The organism is Geobacillus sp. FSL K6-3411, from assembly GCF_037965715.1.
Classification (GTDB): domain Bacteria; phylum Bacillota; class Bacilli; order Bacillales; family Anoxybacillaceae; genus Geobacillus; species Geobacillus thermodenitrificans.
Window position 1 is genome coordinate 3,008,845 of the sequence record NZ_CP150187.1, and the last position, 18,656, is coordinate 3,027,500.

Genomic DNA, 18,656 nt, shown 5'->3' on the forward strand with positions numbered 1-18,656 from the left:
TAAATAACCATAGTAAGCAACAATAACTACTATAGATAAATTTTAACTAATAGCTTAATACTTTTCCATATTATATGCCAATTTTGAATTAAGGTTTAAAAAAAAGGCACCTACACAGGTGCCTCTTCTTTGTAAACCTCAATCCGCAGTGCAAAAGCCAGCTTATAAAACGCCTTCTCCCGGATACGGTAAAATGTTGATTCGCTGATCCTCATCTCGTTGTATACATCGTAGTCGCGTGGTTCCTCTATGCTCATATACCGCTTCACGATCAGCTCACGTTCAAGCTTGGTTATCCCAGTTCGCCTCTCCGTGAACTTTTTCATGTATTCATCGCATTCCCTTCCGAAATCCATCCTCCTGATCACCGCATCTTCAGCCAATCTCATGAATTTGCCTCTCCCAACAATTTCGCAATGTCATAAATGATTTGATCCCTCCATCGGTACAATTGACGCACACTCACCCCGATCTCTCTAGCAACCTGCTCCCACGTATACGATTTTCCCGACCAATATTTCAACTGCACCGCTTTTTGTTTCTCCGGTGAAAGCGACCTGTATACTGTTTGAATCGCATGAACGATCTGCTCCAAACGCTCCAAGCGCCTATGGGTAATCAGTTCAATTGTCCGTTGCTCGGTTGGCCGTGAAGGGAGATTGCCACGCCCTCCACCGACGTTCTCATCATAATTCGCCCGACCGAACAAAATGTCTTTTTTTAAGCGTTGAATGTCGCGCACATATTCGAAATAGTAATAGAGATTATGTTCAATATATTGAGCAATGCCTTTTTCGATTTTTACAGCGGTCATGGGATGCCCTCCTTTTATATGGAAATAGGGGCTTTACCCTCTATTCCTCTGTCGTTATGGACTTAATCATGTCTTTGATCGCGTTCGCGGCTCGCTCGTACGTTCCGGCGATCCCACGCCATGTGATGAAATCTCCTTCATACTGTCCTGCGATCTTCAATTGTGTTCCCTTGGCGATCCGGCTGTAATGTTGGGCATCAGTCGCTGATGACTTTTCGCGCTCCTTGCGGTAGTGCTGTCCTTGCGCGATCTCTGCCATCCCCTCATGGTATTTCGCGCGCTTCTTGTACCACCCCGCGATTTGCCACGCCACTTGCTCAAGTTTTGTATAAAGATATTCCATCCGCGATAACTCGTATGGCGTCAGCTCATCCATCCGCTCTTCGTAAAACCGAATCTGCTGGATATAGCGGCTATGCAACCGCGTATATTCTTCGAACTCCTTATCAGTCGCCTCGTTCATCGCGCTCCTCCTTTTAGTCAGGGCGTACGTCTTCTTGTTTTGGCAATTTCATCCCACCTATTTCAAAAGTTTGTTCAATACTTCCTTCTGTGCTTGAATGAGCTTCGTTTCGGTTTTGGCTGCCCTCGCGATTTGCGCCAATACGAACGCATCTATAACGTTATTCGAGTTGTTTTCAAATCCCCATCGTTTGTACACCTCAAGCACGACCTTCTCTTTATTCGCGTTTCCTTTCGCTCCGGCAAACTTTTTCAAAAGAGACGGGGCGACATCGATATATGGAATGCCTCGTCTGTACAGCTCCATTCGCATCCCCCATCCAATGCCGCCTAAAAGGAATCCACGCTGGCTCGCATACCCGAATCCTTCGATCGCTACAAAGTCGTCCGGCTCAACATAATGGGTGACCTCTTGGATCAACGCATTCATACGAGCAGGATCGCTTCCATCTTTCGAAATCTCTTTCGCTTCAATGATTTTTCCCTCATCGCTTAAGATGACCAATCCTGTGTGCAAAGACGGATCAATGCCAACGAATCTCATAGCCGCACCTCGTCAATATCCGTTCTCCTGTCTCTCGTGATTAATCCGATTTTTCCTTGTGTATGCCTCTATAATTTGCTCTTCCCTGAACCCTAATTTTTCCCCTAACCCGATGAACATGCGGATGATATTTTCATAGGCTTCTTCCACTTCGGTATCCGTCGCAACTTCATGGAGCGTTACGCTGTCGTATAGGCGCCCGATTTCAAAGAACAGATAATTAAATTGCTGAATCGTCGTCTCATAATGAATTGGCGTGAGCTTTTCTGGAAGACCTATCATAATTGGCACCGATTGACCGTATCGTTTCGATTCCTCAAGGCCAATAGACAGGACGAAATGAAGACCGTCAACATATTCCTCAAGAAGTTGTTCGGTTCTCGGCTTGCGATCATTCGACCAAAACTTGAATTGCCGCCATTCGTTCGCGATCTCCCCAAGTTCCGTTTGCAACGCCAAAATCTTTTCTTCCAACCGTTTTTCGCCTTCCTCGCGTGGGTGAATCTTCTCAATATACAAATCCAATTCGTCTTGTATCTCAAAAAGTTTGCGTAATTCCATTCTTCTTCTCCCCTTCTATTATTCATCTCGCTTCGCTCGCTCAACTGCCAGAATCCATTTCAGTTCCTCGTAATCAAATTCGTCTATTCGCTGCCCTTTGAATTCATTGATCCCCATTTGCCGCAACTGTTGGATCGCGTTGTGTCTCTTCATCTCCTTTTCGACTTCTGTTTTTTGAAAATAGCGGTAGAGCGAACCCACTTCTATCCCCCCTTGTTATTTTTTCATCACTCAATATCAAATCGACTTTCCACAGGAGCGATAAGTTCCAACTCGAATAAATCGACCGGCCGCATCCACTTATATCCGTTCTCACCAAACGGCATCATTTCTTCATCTCCGATATACACTCCGAACCCATGGTATCTGCTGTATACAATGTCTCCCCGTCGGAATTCATTTACACCGCGACCTAGTTTCGCCCATTTTTCCTTCCTCTTTTCTTCGTCGTTGATTTCGTACCACCCACACAACGCCAAAGCGAATTGCTCCGGCGTCAATGTTTCTAGTTTTTCAAGTTCATTTCTCATTCTCAAATCGTTCAATTCAATAAAGTTCTCCATGATTTCTTCGACAGTATATTCTCTTTTCAACCATTTCAATGCTTGTTCTTGTCGAGTTGATAATCTTATTTTCTCCATTCTCCCGCCTCCTTTTCTTGTCCATTTCGCATCGCTGTCAGCTGCTCAAACCATTCTTGATCGCCTGTGTCCAATGCGATGTTCACCATGTCGTCGATATTCTCCCTCGTCAGTTCCCATTGATCCACAAGCGCCAATTGTCGAAGCAACATTTGTTTTCTTTTCCGAACAGGCTTTTCATCGTTGTTAAGAGTGAACTGAACCATTCCTACGGGCGGTCTAACCCATTCGACGTAACCTAACCATCCACAATACGCGCTATTTACGCTGACGCAATACACCCAATCTCCCGGCTCTATTGACGTTTCGCCATCGAACCATTTTCTATCCGTTCCCTTCACCCTCTACCATCCCTTTCGTCAAAACGGCAAATCGTCATCGTTTATTTCGATCGGCTCCCCGTTATCAGCAAAAGGATCATCGAACCATCTCTGCTCTTCTGGCGGCTTCATAAACGCTTCTCTCGCTTTCCTAGAGGCGTTTTTCTCTTGTTCGAATGTGTCCCTATCCCCTCTCTGTTTCCTGCCCGAATTCGAAGCGTTGCGCGGCTCCAGAAATATTGCCGTATCCACCACGACCTGTGTATAATACGTCCTCCGTCCGTTCCGTTCATAGCTGCCCGTTTCCAATCGCCCGTCGATCCCGACCATACTTCCTTTCTTCAAGTAGTTTGCGATGTTCTCCGCCTGTTTTCGCCATGCGACGCAACGAATAAAATCAGCTTCCCGCACCCCGTTTTGATTCGCAAACGGACGGGTAACGGCCAGTGTGAATGTGACAACAGCCACTCCGCTTGGCGTATATCGAAACTGCGGATCGTCCGTCAGTCGTCCTGTCAAAATGACGCGGTTAATCATGACAATCCCTCGCTTTCTATTTCTCGGCAAACACAACATACGCAAATTTTTTTGGTCGGCTCTCTATGGTTTTGATCTCTATCAAACACTCACCATCCACCGATTTCTTTTCCTGTACAATGACGTACCACTTCTTCATTTTCCTCTCTCCTCATAAAGTCTTCGAAGTTCTCCTTTAGCGGTTCTTTGATTAGCCCGTTTTCATACAAGTCGTATTCATCCGCCCAGTACCATTTCCCAAACATGTCTTCCCTCACCGCCATCAGCCTTTCCGCCAACGCCCGATTCTGGTGGACAGCTTGATGACAGCAGTGGCATAAGGGAGCAAGGTTTCTCCACTTCCCCCTCCCGCCTTGAGAACGGAAACGGACATGGTGCGCCTCAATTCGCGGATCACCGCACATCATGCAACGACAGCCAAACACTTCGATCATGCGATTGTACTCGGTTTTGCTAATGCTTCCTCTCGTTTTTGACGAAGGTGCTTTCCGTTTTCTCCGCTTCTCCGGCACTTTCTTGGGAACGGCTCGACATTCCTTGAAACTCACTCCCTCACCTCCTTTTGATAAAATCCTGCCAGTGACGGAAACGAATTCTTCGCTCTTGCCATCTCTCGAAAAGTTGTGAAGCGATTGCCAATCGAAACAGGAAAATCTATCGGATATTGAAAACAGTTTTTCGGTTCTATGCCGTATTTGTGCCGAACAAACGATTTTGCTTCTTCTTCGTTTGCGGCAAACACAAAGGCAAATCGCCCCTGCCCGATTTTCAATGAAAAGACGCGAATTTCGTACACCTTCAAAGGGTTTTCTTCAATAAGACGCGCGATGGTGCGTGTATCTTCTTCAGCCACGCTTTCCATAGCCGCTTCGAGTTCATCCATCGTGCTGTCACGCCGTATCCGTCCTGCGGACAAAAAATAGTGAAGCGTATAGATAAGAGAAGCGGCTTCGTCACGAATGGCTTCTTTCATCAGTTCATGAACGGTATAAATCTTGAATCACCCCCGTGTTTCGATTGTATGAAACCCGAACCGTCCCGACCGCTCCATTGCGGCTCTTAGCCACAATGACTTCCGCAACGCGGGGATCAGCTTCGGCGTTGTAATAGCTGTCGCGGTATAGAAAGATCACCACGTCCGCGTCTTGCTCAATGCTTCCCGACTCTCTGATGTCCGACATAAGTGGTCTCTTGTCGCTTCGTTTCTCTACATCTCGCGACAGTTGCGCCAGTGTGATGATCGGGCAACTGAATTCTTTTGCCGTCTCCTTGATCGCTCTGGAAATCTCGGTGACTTGCAAATGCATGTTTCCGCCGTAATATCGTTCCGGCCGTATCAATGTGAGATAATCAATGAACACGACAGGCTTTCTGTCTGGAAATCGATTGATGGACTTTCTGATTTTCGAACGAATATCCGCAATGCTCTGTCCGGCGCCGTCAAAGATTTGCATGTGTGTTTCGGATGCCTTCCCAATGACTTCGATCCACATGCGCTTCTGTTCTTCTGACAAATCGTGATACGGATTTCGCAACTTCATCCGATTGAATCCGCCAATCGAACCGATGAGTCGGTCGCGTATTTTATCGGCCGCCATTTCAAGCGAAAACACGATAGGCAAGTACCCATGCCATCCGACGCTCTTCGCAAAATGGATCATGAAGTCGGTCTTCCCCATCGACGGTCGCGCTGCCAAAATGATCGAATCGCCATCATTGAAACCATTTAGCATTTTGTCAAGCTCGCTAATGCCCGACGGCGCACCCCTTTTCCGCTCGGTCGGCACCCACGGCGCTTCGGCTACCTCTTGTAGCAAATCATTGATGTCATGATGGTCGGTGATCCGCCCCTCGTTTAAACGGGTCAGCGCGGTTGTGATCTTGTCAACATCCCAATTTTCCTGCGCCGCCACAACAAGAATCCGCCGCTTCTCTCGCTCTTTCCATTCGTCGAGAACCAGCACTTCGTATTGATCGAATTTCGTTTCGTTCGCAAAAGCGGAGATCTCGTTGAGATAGGACAGGCCTCCAAAATTAGCCACATCTTCTCTCGTTGAAAGCGTCACAATATCCAATTCGTCCTGCTGTGCGATCCGCTTCATGGCAGCGAACAGTTTCCGGTGCTTCGGATCGCTGAAGTGCGTTTCGGTCAGAACCGTTTCTTTGAGCAGGTAGAGGCTGTCTCAAAAGGTCGTTAAACCGACCTTTTGGGGACAGCCTCTGTTTCTTTTCTTTACTATTTGGTTATTTATTCCTTTTTTGAAGCAGGAATTTCTCCTTATTTCTGAATTTTATCCTGTTTTTTCTTTGTTGGATCGGTTGTGGCCGCCCACTTTCTCAAATTGTGAGCAGCACAAATAAGCCCCCATTCCAAGGTAATTTTTGGGAGCCCTCTTAACAAAAAGCGCTGAAATTGCTGGTTGTGCTTGATTTGCCCAAACACCGGCTCGTTTTCGATTTGTCGTTTTCGGTACGTCGCCGCCCCTTCTTCCGTGGACAGCCGTTTACGGATCTCCTGCCGTTGTTGTTGATTTTTCAAGGAAACGCGGATGGTTTTCGTGTCTTTGCCTTTGGCGCATGCCGTCTGAAACGGGCATCCGGCACAAGCCGTACAACGATACGTCCGTTTGACGGTAACGTACCCGTTGTCGGTCGTTTCCTTCCGTTCATACACAAACACCAACCGTTCCCCTTTGACGCAAATCCACTCATCCAGCTCCTCATCATACGTCATGTTCTCGATTCGGCCGATCTCCTTCGCCCACGCTTTCGTTTGTTCCCGATCCAACGTGTTGTACTTGATCAGGGCGACTATCTCCTTTTTCTCACAGTACGTGTAGTTCTCCTCACTCCCATAGGCGGAATCCGCAATGGCTTGTTTAGGCATTGGACGCCCATAGGCGGCCAATTGCTCCAAATGCGGAATGAAACATCCGGCATCCCCTGCCCGTTGATGCACGCTAAATCCAGTGATGAATTGGTTCTCTGTCCCAATCTGCACATTGTACCCCGGTTTGAGCTGGCCGTTTTTCATATGGTCGTCCTTCATCCGCATAAACGTGGCATCCGGATCCGTTTTCGAAAAACTGTTCCGTTCGCCTAATCTTTCTTTGTATTCTTCATATTTTTTCTTACGGGGGAGAAGATCTTGTTCCAATTGCCGTTTGGCTTTCTTTAACGTACGATTCTTCGGCTCTTTCTTTAGGCGCTCTTCCACTTGTTCGATGACGGCTTCGATCCTTTCGGACGTGATCGGTGAAGCTTCCAGCTTTTCTTGAAAATCCCCCTCTTGTTCCGCCTCTTCATCTTCTTTCGTCACCTGTTCGATCGAGGCAACGATTTTCCGGAATTTCTCCTCCAGTTTCTGATCGTACTTTTCCGTTGATTTGCGCCAAACGAATGTATATCGGTTGGCATTGGCTTCGATTTTCGTTCCATCCAGAAAATAATCCTCTAACTTGACCAGCCCTTCTTGACGCAGAAGATCGACAATGGAGAAAAACGTTTCGTAAATGATGTCCTTCATCCGTTCCGACCGAAATCGGTTGATCGTGCGAAAATCCGGTGTTTGATGGCCGGATAGCCACATAAAGTAAATGTTTTCTTTCAACTGCTTGGCGATTTGGCGAGAGGAGTAGATCCGATTGGCGTAGGCATACAGGATGACTTTCAACATCATTTTCGGATGATAGGCTGGACGCCCTCCGCCAGGATAGAGGGAAACGAACAGAGCCGGATCCATTTTTTCCACTGCCAGATCCACGATCCGGCAAAGATGATGTTTGGGAATGAAAATTTCAAGATCCATTGGCAAAATGAGTTGATCTCGGTTATAATAAATGTACATAAGAAAACCGTCCTTTCTTTGGTAGGGTTGTGGTGACTCTATTATACCAAAAGAGGAACGGTTTTCTTCTTTTTTATCCAAAAAAGTGTCCCAAAAGCGAACGCTATGCGAACACTTTTGGGACATCCTCTAACACTGCTTTTTCTGCCTCGACGCTCATTGTGGCCAGTCCTCTCCGGCGTTCATGTTATGAACATACAGCTCATAATAAGCTGGCCGTTCCTCTCTATGACAAAGTTCGGCGATCGTAGGCGGATAAGTCTTCTCCTTGGCATGTCGCTTGGCGTTAGACAGCACCAAGTCAAACGGTTCATCCGCCAACAAATCGTACCAAATGTCTACTTTCTCCTTTGACACCTCAAAATTCGAGTAGACAAAGGAAATGAGCTTCATGACATGTTTCACTTGCTCCCTCGTCACGCCGATCCCCCCTTTTTAAAGTTCATCCCAGTTGATCTCGGTTGGCGATTGCCTGCGGCGCGGCGCCTGTTTCCTCTTTTGTTCGAACATTTCGTTATACTCTTTCACATCCTCAAGAGTGAACAGCCCCATAAACTCGAAGTTTCGTAGAATGCTAGAAATGTAGCGTGCCGGATTGCGCGGCATCTGTTTCCGCGCCAATCGGATCGCTTCGACGATGATCGCTTCCGGCTCTTGAAATTGTCCGTTCTCAATGACCTGTTCAAATTCTTGTTGCAAAATAGAAGGCGGTAGATAACCAAATGCTTTCTCGAATTCGGTAACAGGATTGCATTCGGTTTCACGTTCATTCTCTGTCGTTTCCTCCGATAAGTCATTCATCGTCTCGTCCTTATCATCATCTTTTATATCTGTAGTATTCTCTGTGTATTCTCTGGTTATTGGCTTACTCATTTTGGGTTCTACGTTTACCCGTTTTGGGTAGCCCGTCTGCTCATTTTGGGTAGATGGTCTACCCATCCCCTCTAATTTCTCATAATCGATCCGATACCACTTTGTGTTGTCAATCTTTAATTTGTTGTAATTTCCGGTGACGATCAGCCCTTTTTTCTCTAGCGACTTAATAGCACGAATGATCGTGTTTTTAGACCAGAACGGAAATTGTTTCTGCCAATCTTCGTATGTGTTATAAACCCATCTATGTCCATCATGTTCGCTTCCACTCTCTTGCAACCAGTAATGCAATTGTTGCAAGATGATCGCCTCGTTTAGCCCAATCTCTTTAGCCAGTGACGGCAAGATTATCAGCGGTTTTTCATCAAGAAGAAGCTTGCTCATTTCGAATCCCCCTCTGGCCTTTCTTGAATGCAAATAGCTATCCGTTTGTTTATATCAACGTCTATCACCTTGAATTGGGGATGTGTGATCCGTACGTACCCCTTCGCATATGCTTCATATTCCTTCTCTGTTCTAGCCATCCACGTGTAGCAAAACGGCAAAGCCACTTGATATTCGAGCCCTTCTTTAAATGCCTTTTGAATCCGCTCTTTCTTCTTTTTTGCAGCCAAACATACTCACTCCGCGTTTAAAAGAGATAATCTCCCATGAGAATCAAAGCGAGAATCGCGCCAGAGACGGCGTAGGGAAGCCACCCCAGCTTCGTTTCTCTTAAAATCGTATCCGCATCCTCATCGGTTTCGAGGAAGCGATAATACGCTTCCCCGAACCGTTTCAACCATGTTTTCATTCGAACCGCCCCGTTATGATCGAGATGGCTTTGCTTGCTTCCTCGACTGTCCATTCAGACGGTTCTTTATCGACACCCATCGTTTCTTTCAGCTTTTCGTACAGCATTTCTTTCGTCCAATCCGCTGTCACTCGGCGCGAAATGAGCGCATCAATGTAATCCAATTGGTTTTTGCTCGCTTTTTTGTTTTTCCCGTTTTCCTTTTTGTCAATCTTGCCGTTTTGTTTTGCTGTATCTCTCGCATCGGGATCGTCCTCGTCAGTCGGAACACTGAAAAACTTCATAAGGAAGTATCTCTCCGTATACGTCAACGCACTGCCAAATGCTTTTGAAATGTCGTCCTGTTGCCCCATATACTGCCAAGGAATTTCAATACGATCACTCGGATCGTCGGCGTTGATCCATACATATTTCATATCGCCAGTGACAACAAAGTCTGTTTTTGGCCGTTCGCGTTTATTTTCTCTGTCCCATACGGTATAATTAAAAGTAGAGTGGGTTTGGTTGAGGACGATTGGGACGAGCAACACGCCCAATTCGTCCATTTTTTCTCGAATCTTTTTCAGCACCTGCGTGCCGGATACATACCGATAGCCATACCCTTGCGAATCTTTTACAAACACATCGACCGTTTTTCTGATTTCTACAAGTTTTTGATAAATGTTTAACAGTTTCGGTTGTTCAGCTGTTTTCGTCATCGAATTCTCACTCCTTTTTCTTGCTTGAGTTCAACGCCTGGAATTTGCTCGCCGTTTTTGATCCGCTCTAAAATGCCCTTCTTGTCAACCTCAATTTTTTGCTTCAAAAACTCCGCAGGAATGGCCGACATATCCACAACATCCACAGACGGTGGATTGTCTTGAATGTATACCGTGATGGTGGGCCGCTTGATTCGCTGAATGCCCGCGTGCTCCAACTGCTCGAATAGATACCCTTTTAATCGTTTGACCTTGTTCTCAATAGCTGTCCTCTTATCGTTCAGCCGCTTCTCCTCTTCTTTAATCGCTTTCGCATCCGCCTCAAGATTGCGGATCAACTTCGCAATGTTCTCTGCCTTGAGTTCGATTTCATCGCGAATCGCTTCTAACGTATCAACCAACGCGTCTGAATCCATTTCCTCTGCCATATTCAGCAATTCGGCATAGTTGGCTGCTAATTCGTACAGCTTCATGAACGCTCTTCCCCCTTTACCGGTCAGTAATGCTTCAATTCACCGTGTTCTAAACAAAATGCCATGGCGCAAGAGCGGTCGTAATGTACAAGAAGGCCATCTGGAAACTCAATGTATCCTTCGCCTTCGACAATGTCAGAGAAGCATCCGGCACACTCGCCGATCACGCGCGGTTCTTCCCATTTCACGTTAAGTGTCATCGGATTTTCCACAGCCATTTAGATTAGCCCCTTTCGTCTTAGTAATTGAATTTGGTTTCTGATTGACGGGATAGTTCGGTTTAGCATCTTCGCCAGTTCTTTTGTTCCCAAATGAATGTTGTTCCGCAAAACTTCACGTTCTTTCTCTGTCCATTTCTTGATCCTTTGTTTTTTCGGGCGCTGATTGGTATTGGCAAGCCAATCTCCAAGCGCTCGCATTTCTCTGTAGACGTCGCATGTTTCGCATTGTTGTACATATCGACTGCCACTACGAAGACCTCCATACGGACACTTGCGGCATATATCAAGAAGCTCTCCTATTCGAATGCGAACTTGCGTATCATCGTTATGCCGCAACACACCACCCCCTTTCCTTAATGCCCATATTCAGACGCAGGAGACAGAACAACCTTTGGCCAAAACATGAGGAAGTTTGAGAAAACAGGACAATATCCTGCGCCTGAGGATAGACATTAAACAGAAGGTTTGTTACAATGGGTGGTAGCAAAGAAGATGAGCGACCCTTCTTTGCTACCTGCTTCCTCCTTTTTTAATCGAGCTTAAGAAATTCTGCCGCCTGTCTGACGAATCTCAACTCAATCGACGATTCATGTATGCACTCATAGATGCCTTCTTTTTCGCTATCTGTGAAACATATCTCCCATAGCAGGCGTTCATCCATAAGTGCTATGTGATACGTCGATCCTGCGTTTTTATATCTCACTACATATCCATCGACAAAGGTGAATTCGCGAAAGCTCTTTCCCAATTGCTCTCTAATCTCTTTCGGAAACTCATCGAGCGACAGTCTTTTTGTTTGCATTCGAAGTCTCCTCCTTTTTCAAGAAAATGTCTTTGAAATACTTCTCTAGAAACTCTTCCATGCGAGACGCAATGAAACACCAACGTTCGCCTTTCCGTTCCGGATAGTACACAAAACCGCCATTTTCAATGTCAAGCATCGGTTTGTAGCGAGGATGGAGCAGGATGTGCTCCTTCAGCCAATCCTCGCTGTAGCCGGTACGCTCTTTGAGATCCTGCATCGACCACCAGACTTTGTTTCTCACTTCGTCTCCCTCCCTTGAGGCTCAGAACTCATATTTCGTATCTTCCCAACCGCACTCTTCGCACGCCGCTTCCCAAACGTAGCCTTTCCCCTCAACAACCTCAACAACTTCGTATTGAGCATTTTCGCAACCGCAACGTGGGCATTCCATGTTCACCCTTTTCACCCCCTTTCACGCCGTTTGGTTCTTTAGCAACAACCGAAATGTTTCTTTCCCGCGTGGAGTAATCAACGTTTGCACATCGGCCTTCCCGTTTCGAGCGAATTCTTTCAGTTTGAATAGTTCTGGCACATACTGCGCATATGGTTTCAATTTTCCTTTTTGATCTCTGTAGACAAATTTGTTATCGAGGAGCCATTCAATGAAATACCGTTCTTTCACCTCAAGCTCTTTGGCTGTGTCTCTAAAGTTGGTGAGTAGATTCCGATCAACTAAGGCGTCAAAATAGTCTGCTTTCGGCTTCATCGCCGCGATCCGTTCATTTTGCCGACGCACGGTTTCAAGCACGCCACGAAACATCATCTTGGTCTGCTCATCTGCAAAAGGAAGATACGTATTGATGAACATTTCATCGTTTGAGACATAGCCGCCCGTTTTGCGGATGGTTGGGAGGACTTCATGTGTCACCCAACGCTTGAACTGCTTTGCTTCAGGTTTACGACTTCTCAAAACCAAGTTGTAAAGTCCAGCTTCATTGACACACAACATTTGTTGTTTTCCTCCAAGGGTGTCGGTTAAAACTACACCCTTTTCGTCTTCATCTAATCTCCCTAAGGCATCGCGACTGTTTTTGATATCGAGAACACTGCACACATCTTTTGCGATAAACCAAACTTCACCGTTTTTGATGATTGTTCTAACCTGTGTTTCACCATAAGTGAAAACTTGCGGGTTCATTTCCCTTCTCCCTTCCAATTATCATTGACTGCATGTAACGGATCATCTAAAAAAATATATTCTTCAAAGTCTAAACCATTTTCATCGCAATACTTTTTAAGTCTTCCTAAAAACTTTGGTCCTGCCATACTCTTGGAATTTAGAACCCTGTACAAATGGGCAACATCAAGATTCAGCATTCTAGCGAATTTGCGATATCTCCCATTTGCTCTTTCTTCCATTAATACTTTCACCTTGTCTTTGTTAACGTACACTTTATCACTCCCTTCCGAGTGTTGTATGTAGTCAATATTGTTTTCATGTAAAATATAACACCTATTATTACATACAGTCAATACTTTTTGTGATTTTTTACTTTTCGTTGTTTACAAACAACAGAATATAGATATAACATTGATTTTAGACAACAAAAAATGGAGGTTAGATACATGTCTTTTGATAAGCAAAGATTCGCAGAGCTACTGGAAAAGGCAAAAGGGAATAGGTCAATAAACCACTATGCTCAAAAATCAGGTGTTACATCCGCTCATATATCAAGGTTACTCAGATGCTTATTAGACAGCCCTCCCACACCTCAGACAATAAAAAAGTTAGCGGATCACGCTCACAACGGAATTACTTATGAGGATCTAATGCAAGCCGCCGGATATATCGCTGACGATACTAAAGAACATCTACCTACCCTAACGGATAAAGACGAGCGCGACATCCAAAAGGAGCTGGAAAAGATCATCAAGGGGCTCAAGACAGGAAGCGGTTTCGCTGCATTCGGCGGAGTGGACATCGACGAACTCGATGAAGAAGATCGGGAACTACTGATCGCATCTCTGGAAAACTCGCTCCGCCTCGCTAAGCGCATCGCAAAACAAAAGTTCACGCCAAAGAAATACCGTCAATAACTATCTCTAGGGGGGTTCGCTATGGCTGAGAAGATCAAACAGATCGTAGAGAAATTAGTCAACAGGCACGGCACGAACAACCCCTTTGAGATCGCATCACAGAAAGGCATTGTGCTGTTGTTTGAGCCGCTTGGCGGGACATACGGGTATCATCATACATTTCGCCGGATTCAGATCATTCACATCAATTCAGAGTTGGACGAGCCGATGAAACGCTTTGTATGCGCGCACGAGCTGGGGCATGCAGTTCTGCATCCCGAACTTAGCACATCTTTTCTAAGGAGAAACACACTTTTCTGCATGGATAAAGTGGAAAGGGAGGCGAATGAGTTTGCCGTGGAATTGCTTCTGTCGGATGATGTGCTTTATACATATCGCGGTACTGATGCAACCATTTATGAAGCCGCGGCGGCGTATGGAGTCCCTGAGGAGGTGGTGCATCTAAAAAAATTTTGACCTCAAACCAAACATACATTCTGCATAGGGAGGGAGAAGACATGGCCAGCATCCAAAAAACCAAAAGCGGCTGGCGCTATCGTGTTTCCTACAAAGAAAACGGAAAATATAAAACGAAAACGAAAGGAGGTTTTCGGACGAAGAAAGAAGCGGAGCTTGCGGCCGCTGAATTGGAGAAACAACTTCACAAAGGCTATGATATTAATGCCGCAGATCAGCTTTTCCCTGAATATATGCGGAATTGGTTCGAGCTGTACAAAAAGGGGAAACACAGTCCAGAGCATGATAAAAATGTGGAATACTCCGTTCAGCTAGTCGAGGAATACTTTCCAGGGGTAAAGATGAAAGAACTCACAAGGGATATGTACCAGAAGTTTATTAATGAAATAGCGGAAACGAGAACGACTGAAACCGTCAAAAAACGTCATACTTACATCAAAGAATGCATTAAAGCTGCCATCGAAGAAGGAGTGATCATTCGCGATCCTACCTATAAAGTGGTGGTGAAAGGGAAGAAAAAAGGGAAAGACGAGGAACTAAAATATCTAAACTATCAAGAAGCGAAACAATTGATTGCCGAAATCAAAAAAGATATGCGCCCGAAATATATTTCACGGTATATTATCCTCTTCGCCCTGGCAACTGGCGCACGTTTTTCGGAAATATTAGGGCTCACATGGGACTGCATTGATTTCAAAAACAGAATGGTGACGATCAATAAGACTTGGGACTATAAATTTACGAATGATTTCGCCGATACGAAAACCTATTCATCGAAGCGAACCATAAAGATCGATGAAGACACCTGCAAAATATTGAAAGAACTGCGGAAAGCACAGAATGAGGTGGCCATGAAAACCGGATTGAGGAACGAGAAAAATCTTGTTTTTGTGAACACGAAGATGGAGTTAGTGTCCAATAACGCTGTTAACAAAACACTAAAAACGCTGTGTAGAAAACTTGGTTTAAAAGAGGTGACGATGCATTCCTTGAGACATACGCACGCTTCGATGCTGTTATACCGGAAAGCGAACATCAAATATATCTCAAAGCGTCTTGGCCATAAGGATATAGGGATCACATTGCAGACCTACTCGCACATTTTGGACGAGCTGGAACAAGCGGAAAATATGCTCCTCGATCAAATCATGGATGATCTATATCATGCAAAATAGCCGTGCAAAATTCGTGCAAAATTTTTTCGGATTCTATCGTTTTTTTCGGGATTTCCTGAAAATGAAAAACGACCGCAAACGCGGTCGTATCAAGGCTTCCACGACTTTTGGCCGTGGGCTATCGAATTCCAAGGATGCCGATGGTGGGAGTCGAACCCACACGGGGGGCTACCCCACACGATTTTGAGTCGTGCGCGTCTGCCAGTTCCGCCACATCGGCGCGACATTTAACATTATATCATATCATTATTAGCTTGTCAACACTTTTTTATTAAGTGGAGGCGGCACCCGGATTCGAACCGGGGGTAAAGGTTTTGCAGACCTCTGCCTTACCACTTGGCTATGCCGCCTCGATCGAGAGCGGAAGACGGGACTCGAACCCGCGACCCCCACCTTGGCAAGGTGGTGTTCTACCACTGAACTACTTCCGCATGATTGGCTGGGGTAGCTGGATTCGAACCAACGCATCACGGAGTCAAAGTCCGTTGCCTTACCGCTTGGCTATACCCCAACACTAAAGGCAAAAGGGCGACTAGTGGGAATCGAACCCACGCATGCCAGAGCCACAATCTGGTGCGTTAACCACTTCGCCATAGCCGCCATAATGATCGTCAGAATGGCAGGGGCAGTAGGAATCGAACCCACACCGGAGGTTTTGGAGACCTCTGTTCTACCATTAAACTATGCCCCTTCATTATGGTGGAGGGGGACGGATTCGAACCGCCGAACCCAAAGGGAGCGGATTTACAGTCCGCCGCGTTTAGCCACTTCGCTACCCCTCCATAGAATGGTGCCGACTGCAGGACTTGAACCCGCAACCTACTGATTACGATTCAGTTGCTCTACCAATTGAGCTAAGTCGGCATATAAATCATAAGATGATTATATTCTATTTATTTAGTGGTGGCTCGGGACGGAATCGAACCGCCGACACAAGGATTTTCAGTCCTTTGCTCTACCGACTGAGCTACCGAGCCCTATGTAATTTTTTTATTTCATAGCTTTGAAATGATGGCGGTCCCGACGGGACTCGAACCCGCGATCTCCTGCGTGACAGGCAGGCATGTTAACCACTACACTACGGGACCATTTTGGTTGCGGGGGCAGGATTTGAACCTGCGACCTTCGGGTTATGAGCCCGACGAGCTACCGGACTGCTCCACCCCGCGACGATTGAAAGTGGTGGAGGATGACGGGATCGAACCGCCGACCCCTTGCTTGTAAGGCAAGTGCTCTCCCAGCTGAGCTAATCCTCCACAAAGAAGTGACCCGTACGGGATTCGAACCCGTGTTACCGCCGTGAAAGGGCGGTGTCTTAACCACTTGACCAACGGGCCATGTTTTGATAAGTGGCGGAGAGCAAGGGATTCGAACCCTTGAGGCGCTATTCACGCCTACACGATTTCCAATCGTGCTCCTTCGACCACTCGGACAGCTCTCCAAGGTGGCTCCGCAGGCAGGATTCGAACCTGCGACCAATCGGTTAACAGCCGATTGCTCTACCACTGAGCTACTGCGGAATGGTTATCTTAGTTAGCTTTCCTTTAGACATTTATTATTATACTGATTAATGTTTATCTGTCAAGCATTTTTTCATTCCTTCAAAACTAGATAACCGTTTGGTGGGAAGAAGCCTCCGCTTTTCGTACTGTCTAGCTCCGGCCGCCATCGGCTCGCGACGCTTCGGTTCTGCTGTGGCGGCGACACATTGCATACGCTCCTGTGGCACCACCCACGCAGAACCAAGCTTTGCTTGGTTCGAGCCTCCTCGCAGGCCCTCCAGCACGTCTCGCCGATAGGCGGGCGGCCTCCGCTTTTCTAGGTTAAGCCCTCGATCGATTAGTATCCGTCAGCTCCACGTGTCGCCACGCTTCCACCTCGGACCTATCGACCTCGTCATCTTCGAGGGATCTTACTCGCTTAACGCGATGGGAAATCTCATCTTGAGGGGGGCTTCACGCTTAGATGCTTTCAGCGCTTATCCCTTCCGCACATAGCTACCCAGCGGTGCCCCTGGCGGGACAACTGGTACACCAGCGGTGCGTCCATCCCGGTCCTCTCGTACTAAGGACAGCTCCTCTCAAATTTCCTACGCCCACGACGGATAGGGACCGAACTGTCTCACGACGTTCTGAACCCAGCTCGCGTACCGCTTTAATGGGCGAACAGCCCAACCCTTGGGACCGACTACAGCCCCAGGATGCGATGAGCCGACATCGAGGTGCCAAACCTCCCCGTCGATGTGGACTCTTGGGGGAGATCAGCCTGTTATCCCCGGGGTAGCTTTTATCCGTTGAGCGATGGCCCTTCCATGCGGAACCACCGGATCACTAAGCCCGACTTTCGTCCCTGCTCGACCTGTCCGTCTCGCAGTCAAGCTCCCTTGTGCCTTTGCACTCTCCGAATGATTTCCAACCATTCTGAGGGAACCTTTGGGCGCCTCCGTTACCTTTTGGGAGGCGACCGCCCCAGTCAAACTGCCCACCTGACACTGTCTCCCACCCCGATAAGGGGTGCGGGTTAGAATTTCAATACCGCCAGGGTGGTATCCCACCGACGCCTCCACCGAAGCTGGCGCTCCGGCTTCCCTGGCTCCCACCTATCCTGTACAAGCGATACCAAAATTCCATATCAGGCTGCAGTAAAGCTCCACGGGGTCTTTCCGTCCTGTCGCGGGTAACCTGCATCTTCACAGGTAGTATAATTTCACCGGGTCTCTCGTTGAGACAGTGCCCAAGTCGTTACACCTTTCGTGCGGGTCGGAACTTACCCGACAAGGAATTTCGCTACCTTAGGACCGTTATAGTTACGGCCGCCGTTTACTGGGGCTTCGGTTCGCACCTTCGCTTGCGCTAAGCGCTCCCCTTAACCTTCCAGCACCGGGCAGGTGTCAGCCCCTATACTTCGCCTTTCGGCTTCGCAGAGACCTGTGTTTTTGATAAACAGTCGCTTGGGCCTTTTCACTGCGGCTCTTCGGGGCTCATCACCCCAAAGAGCACCCCTTCTCCCGAAGTTACGGGGTCATTTTGCCGAGTTCCTTAACGAGAGTTCTCCCGCGCGCCTTAGGATTCTCTCCTCGCCTACCTGTGTCGGTTTGCGGTACGGGCACCTCTTCCCTCGCTAGAGGCTTTTCTTGGCAGTGTGGAATCAGGGACTTCCGGATCAAATCCGTCGCCATCACAGCTCAGCCTTTACGGCCAGCGGATTTGCCTACTGGCCAGCCTTACTGCTTGGACAGGCTCTTCCAGCCGCCTGCTCACCCTATCCTCCTGCGTCCCCCCATCGCTCAAACGGGAAGGAGGTGGTACAGGAATCTCAACCTGTTGTCCATCACCTACGCCTTTCGGCCTCGGCTTAGGTCCCGACTAACCCTGAGCGGACGAACCTTCCTCAGGAACC

At 47.2% G+C, this 18,656-nt stretch carries 27 protein-coding genes, 15 tRNA genes and 1 rRNA gene (1 of these 43 running past the window's edge); 3 read left to right on the top strand and 40 right to left on the bottom strand.

Features of this window, described 5'->3' with window-relative positions; genetic code table 11:
• Positions 1-110: 110 nt before the first annotated feature.
• The 24 genes from NSQ22_RS15310 to NSQ22_RS15425 form a co-directional block, all read right to left on the bottom strand.
• Positions 111-389, bottom strand: coding sequence for an ArpU family phage packaging/lysis transcriptional regulator (locus NSQ22_RS15310; protein WP_339263762.1), 279 nt, complete (start codon positions 387-389; stop codon positions 111-113).
• Positions 386-814: a helix-turn-helix domain-containing protein gene (locus NSQ22_RS15315; protein ID WP_339263764.1), complete on the bottom strand. Its 429-nt coding sequence runs from the start codon at positions 812-814 to the stop codon at positions 386-388. The genes NSQ22_RS15310 and NSQ22_RS15315 overlap by 4 nt, the downstream gene beginning before the upstream one ends.
• Positions 815-854: 40 nt before the next feature.
• Positions 855-1,277: a hypothetical protein gene (locus NSQ22_RS15320; RefSeq protein ID WP_060476157.1), complete on the bottom strand. Its 423-nt coding sequence runs from the start codon at positions 1,275-1,277 to the stop codon at positions 855-857.
• Positions 1,278-1,334: 57 nt separating this feature from the next.
• Positions 1,335-1,820, bottom strand: coding sequence for a hypothetical protein (locus NSQ22_RS15325; RefSeq protein WP_339263765.1), 486 nt, complete (start codon positions 1,818-1,820; stop codon positions 1,335-1,337).
• 12 nt (positions 1,821-1,832) lie between these two features.
• Positions 1,833-2,381 (bottom strand): dUTP diphosphatase, encoded by a 549-nt coding sequence (locus NSQ22_RS15330; RefSeq protein ID WP_339263767.1) that lies wholly within the window; start codon positions 2,379-2,381, stop codon positions 1,833-1,835.
• An 18-nt stretch (positions 2,382-2,399) separates the two neighbouring features.
• Positions 2,400-2,582, bottom strand: coding sequence for a hypothetical protein (locus NSQ22_RS15335; protein ID WP_008881977.1), 183 nt, complete (start codon positions 2,580-2,582; stop codon positions 2,400-2,402).
• 26 nt (positions 2,583-2,608) lie between these two features.
• Entirely contained in the window at positions 2,609-3,022 is a 414-nt protein-coding gene (locus tag NSQ22_RS15340) for a hypothetical protein (RefSeq protein ID WP_008881978.1), read from the bottom strand.
• Positions 3,010-3,363, bottom strand: coding sequence for a hypothetical protein (locus NSQ22_RS15345; RefSeq protein ID WP_327993279.1), 354 nt, complete (start codon positions 3,361-3,363; stop codon positions 3,010-3,012). The genes NSQ22_RS15340 and NSQ22_RS15345 overlap by 13 nt, the downstream gene beginning before the upstream one ends.
• An 18-nt stretch (positions 3,364-3,381) precedes the next feature.
• Entirely contained in the window at positions 3,382-3,879 is a 498-nt protein-coding gene (ssb, locus tag NSQ22_RS15350; protein ID WP_339263772.1) for a single-stranded DNA-binding protein, read from the bottom strand.
• 89 nt (positions 3,880-3,968) lie between these two features.
• Complete coding sequence (locus NSQ22_RS15355; RefSeq protein WP_013144076.1) at positions 3,969-4,427, bottom strand: HNH endonuclease; 459 nt, start codon at positions 4,425-4,427, stop codon at positions 3,969-3,971.
• Positions 4,424-4,762, bottom strand: coding sequence for a hypothetical protein (locus NSQ22_RS15360; protein WP_236934286.1), 339 nt, complete (start codon positions 4,760-4,762; stop codon positions 4,424-4,426). Before NSQ22_RS15360 ends, NSQ22_RS15355 begins: the two co-directional genes overlap by 4 nt.
• Before the next feature lie 94 nt (positions 4,763-4,856).
• Positions 4,857-6,050 (bottom strand): DnaB-like helicase C-terminal domain-containing protein, encoded by a 1,194-nt coding sequence (locus NSQ22_RS15365; RefSeq protein ID WP_339264647.1) that lies wholly within the window; start codon positions 6,048-6,050, stop codon positions 4,857-4,859.
• Positions 6,051-6,157: 107 nt separating this feature from the next.
• Entirely contained in the window at positions 6,158-7,726 is a 1,569-nt protein-coding gene (locus NSQ22_RS15370; RefSeq protein ID WP_339263380.1) for an IS1182 family transposase, read from the bottom strand.
• A gap of 156 nt (positions 7,727-7,882) precedes the next feature.
• Positions 7,883-8,146 (bottom strand): replicative helicase loader/inhibitor, encoded by a 264-nt coding sequence (locus NSQ22_RS15375; protein WP_008881985.1) that lies wholly within the window; start codon positions 8,144-8,146, stop codon positions 7,883-7,885.
• Positions 8,147-8,161: 15 nt separating this feature from the next.
• Entirely contained in the window at positions 8,162-8,983 is an 822-nt protein-coding gene (locus NSQ22_RS15380; protein ID WP_008881986.1) for a DnaD domain protein, read from the bottom strand.
• 247 nt (positions 8,984-9,230) lie between these two features.
• Positions 9,231-9,392, bottom strand: a complete 162-nt coding sequence (locus NSQ22_RS15385) for a hypothetical protein (RefSeq protein ID WP_008881988.1) — start codon at positions 9,390-9,392, stop codon at positions 9,231-9,233.
• A complete protein-coding gene (locus tag NSQ22_RS15390; protein WP_339263776.1) occupies positions 9,389-10,090 on the bottom strand; it encodes an ERF family protein in 702 nt (233 codons plus the stop codon). Before NSQ22_RS15390 ends, NSQ22_RS15385 begins: the two co-directional genes overlap by 4 nt.
• Positions 10,087-10,563, bottom strand: a complete 477-nt coding sequence (locus tag NSQ22_RS15395) for a siphovirus Gp157 family protein (protein ID WP_008881990.1) — start codon at positions 10,561-10,563, stop codon at positions 10,087-10,089. The genes NSQ22_RS15390 and NSQ22_RS15395 overlap by 4 nt, the downstream gene beginning before the upstream one ends.
• A 23-nt stretch (positions 10,564-10,586) precedes the next feature.
• The gene (locus tag NSQ22_RS15400) at positions 10,587-10,781 is read right to left on the bottom strand and encodes a hypothetical protein (RefSeq protein ID WP_008881991.1); all 195 of its coding nucleotides are present in this window, start codon (positions 10,779-10,781) and stop codon (positions 10,587-10,589) included.
• Positions 10,782-11,313: 532 nt separating this feature from the next.
• On the bottom strand, positions 11,314-11,586 hold the full coding sequence (locus NSQ22_RS15405) for a hypothetical protein (RefSeq protein ID WP_099233427.1): 273 nt from the start codon (positions 11,584-11,586) through the stop codon (positions 11,314-11,316).
• Positions 11,558-11,806 carry a DUF771 domain-containing protein gene (locus tag NSQ22_RS15410; RefSeq protein ID WP_099233617.1) on the bottom strand — a complete coding sequence of 83 codons (249 nt, stop codon included), beginning with the start codon at positions 11,804-11,806 and terminating at the stop codon, positions 11,558-11,560. The genes NSQ22_RS15405 and NSQ22_RS15410 overlap by 29 nt, the downstream gene beginning before the upstream one ends.
• Before the next feature lie 45 nt (positions 11,807-11,851).
• Positions 11,852-11,986, bottom strand: a complete 135-nt coding sequence (locus NSQ22_RS15415; protein ID WP_008881994.1) for a hypothetical protein — start codon at positions 11,984-11,986, stop codon at positions 11,852-11,854.
• Between the two features lie 15 nt (positions 11,987-12,001).
• Complete coding sequence (locus NSQ22_RS15420) at positions 12,002-12,727, bottom strand: phage antirepressor Ant (protein ID WP_008881995.1); 726 nt, start codon at positions 12,725-12,727, stop codon at positions 12,002-12,004.
• On the bottom strand, positions 12,724-12,981 hold the full coding sequence (locus NSQ22_RS15425) for a transcriptional regulator (protein ID WP_008881996.1): 258 nt from the start codon (positions 12,979-12,981) through the stop codon (positions 12,724-12,726). The genes NSQ22_RS15420 and NSQ22_RS15425 overlap by 4 nt, the downstream gene beginning before the upstream one ends.
• A 174-nt stretch (positions 12,982-13,155) precedes the next feature.
• On the opposite strand from NSQ22_RS15425, the gene NSQ22_RS15430 reads away from it, so the two are divergent.
• From NSQ22_RS15430 to NSQ22_RS15440, 3 genes are read left to right on the top strand one after another with little or no spacing between them, the layout of a single operon-like run.
• On the top strand, positions 13,156-13,626 hold the full coding sequence (locus NSQ22_RS15430) for a hypothetical protein (RefSeq protein ID WP_008881997.1): 471 nt from the start codon (positions 13,156-13,158) through the stop codon (positions 13,624-13,626).
• A gap of 21 nt (positions 13,627-13,647) precedes the next feature.
• A complete protein-coding gene (locus tag NSQ22_RS15435; protein WP_008881998.1) occupies positions 13,648-14,082 on the top strand; it encodes an ImmA/IrrE family metallo-endopeptidase in 435 nt (144 codons plus the stop codon).
• Positions 14,083-14,123: 41 nt separating this feature from the next.
• Positions 14,124-15,257 (top strand): site-specific integrase, encoded by a 1,134-nt coding sequence (locus NSQ22_RS15440; protein WP_008881999.1) that lies wholly within the window; start codon positions 14,124-14,126, stop codon positions 15,255-15,257.
• 135 nt (positions 15,258-15,392) lie between these two features.
• Here the strand turns inward: NSQ22_RS15440 and NSQ22_RS15445 are convergent.
• From NSQ22_RS15445 to NSQ22_RS15520, 16 genes are all read right to left on the bottom strand, one after another.
• Positions 15,393-15,477, bottom strand: a tRNA-Leu gene (locus NSQ22_RS15445).
• A 56-nt stretch (positions 15,478-15,533) separates the two neighbouring features.
• Positions 15,534-15,607: transfer RNA gene (locus NSQ22_RS15450), tRNA-Cys, on the bottom strand.
• A gap of 9 nt (positions 15,608-15,616) precedes the next feature.
• A tRNA-Gly gene (locus tag NSQ22_RS15455) sits at positions 15,617-15,688 on the bottom strand.
• Between the two features lie 5 nt (positions 15,689-15,693).
• Positions 15,694-15,768 (bottom strand) — tRNA-Gln (locus tag NSQ22_RS15460).
• Positions 15,769-15,784: 16 nt separating this feature from the next.
• Positions 15,785-15,857 (bottom strand) — tRNA-His (locus NSQ22_RS15465).
• Between the two features lie 17 nt (positions 15,858-15,874).
• Positions 15,875-15,948: transfer RNA gene (locus NSQ22_RS15470), tRNA-Trp, on the bottom strand.
• A gap of 6 nt (positions 15,949-15,954) precedes the next feature.
• Positions 15,955-16,039, bottom strand: a tRNA-Tyr gene (locus NSQ22_RS15475).
• Between the two features lie 6 nt (positions 16,040-16,045).
• A tRNA-Thr gene (locus tag NSQ22_RS15480) sits at positions 16,046-16,121 on the bottom strand.
• Between the two features lie 37 nt (positions 16,122-16,158).
• Positions 16,159-16,234, bottom strand: a tRNA-Phe gene (locus NSQ22_RS15485).
• Between the two features lie 35 nt (positions 16,235-16,269).
• Positions 16,270-16,345, bottom strand: a tRNA-Asp gene (locus NSQ22_RS15490).
• A gap of 4 nt (positions 16,346-16,349) precedes the next feature.
• Positions 16,350-16,426 (bottom strand) — tRNA-Met (locus tag NSQ22_RS15495).
• A gap of 11 nt (positions 16,427-16,437) precedes the next feature.
• Positions 16,438-16,513 (bottom strand) — tRNA-Val (locus tag NSQ22_RS15500).
• Positions 16,514-16,522: 9 nt separating this feature from the next.
• Positions 16,523-16,594: transfer RNA gene (locus NSQ22_RS15505), tRNA-Glu, on the bottom strand.
• 13 nt (positions 16,595-16,607) lie between these two features.
• Positions 16,608-16,698 (bottom strand) — tRNA-Ser (locus NSQ22_RS15510).
• A gap of 4 nt (positions 16,699-16,702) precedes the next feature.
• A tRNA-Asn gene (locus NSQ22_RS15515) sits at positions 16,703-16,777 on the bottom strand.
• Between the two features lie 299 nt (positions 16,778-17,076).
• Positions 17,077-18,656: ribosomal RNA gene (locus tag NSQ22_RS15520) — 23S ribosomal RNA — on the bottom strand; it runs 1,349 nt beyond the window's last position.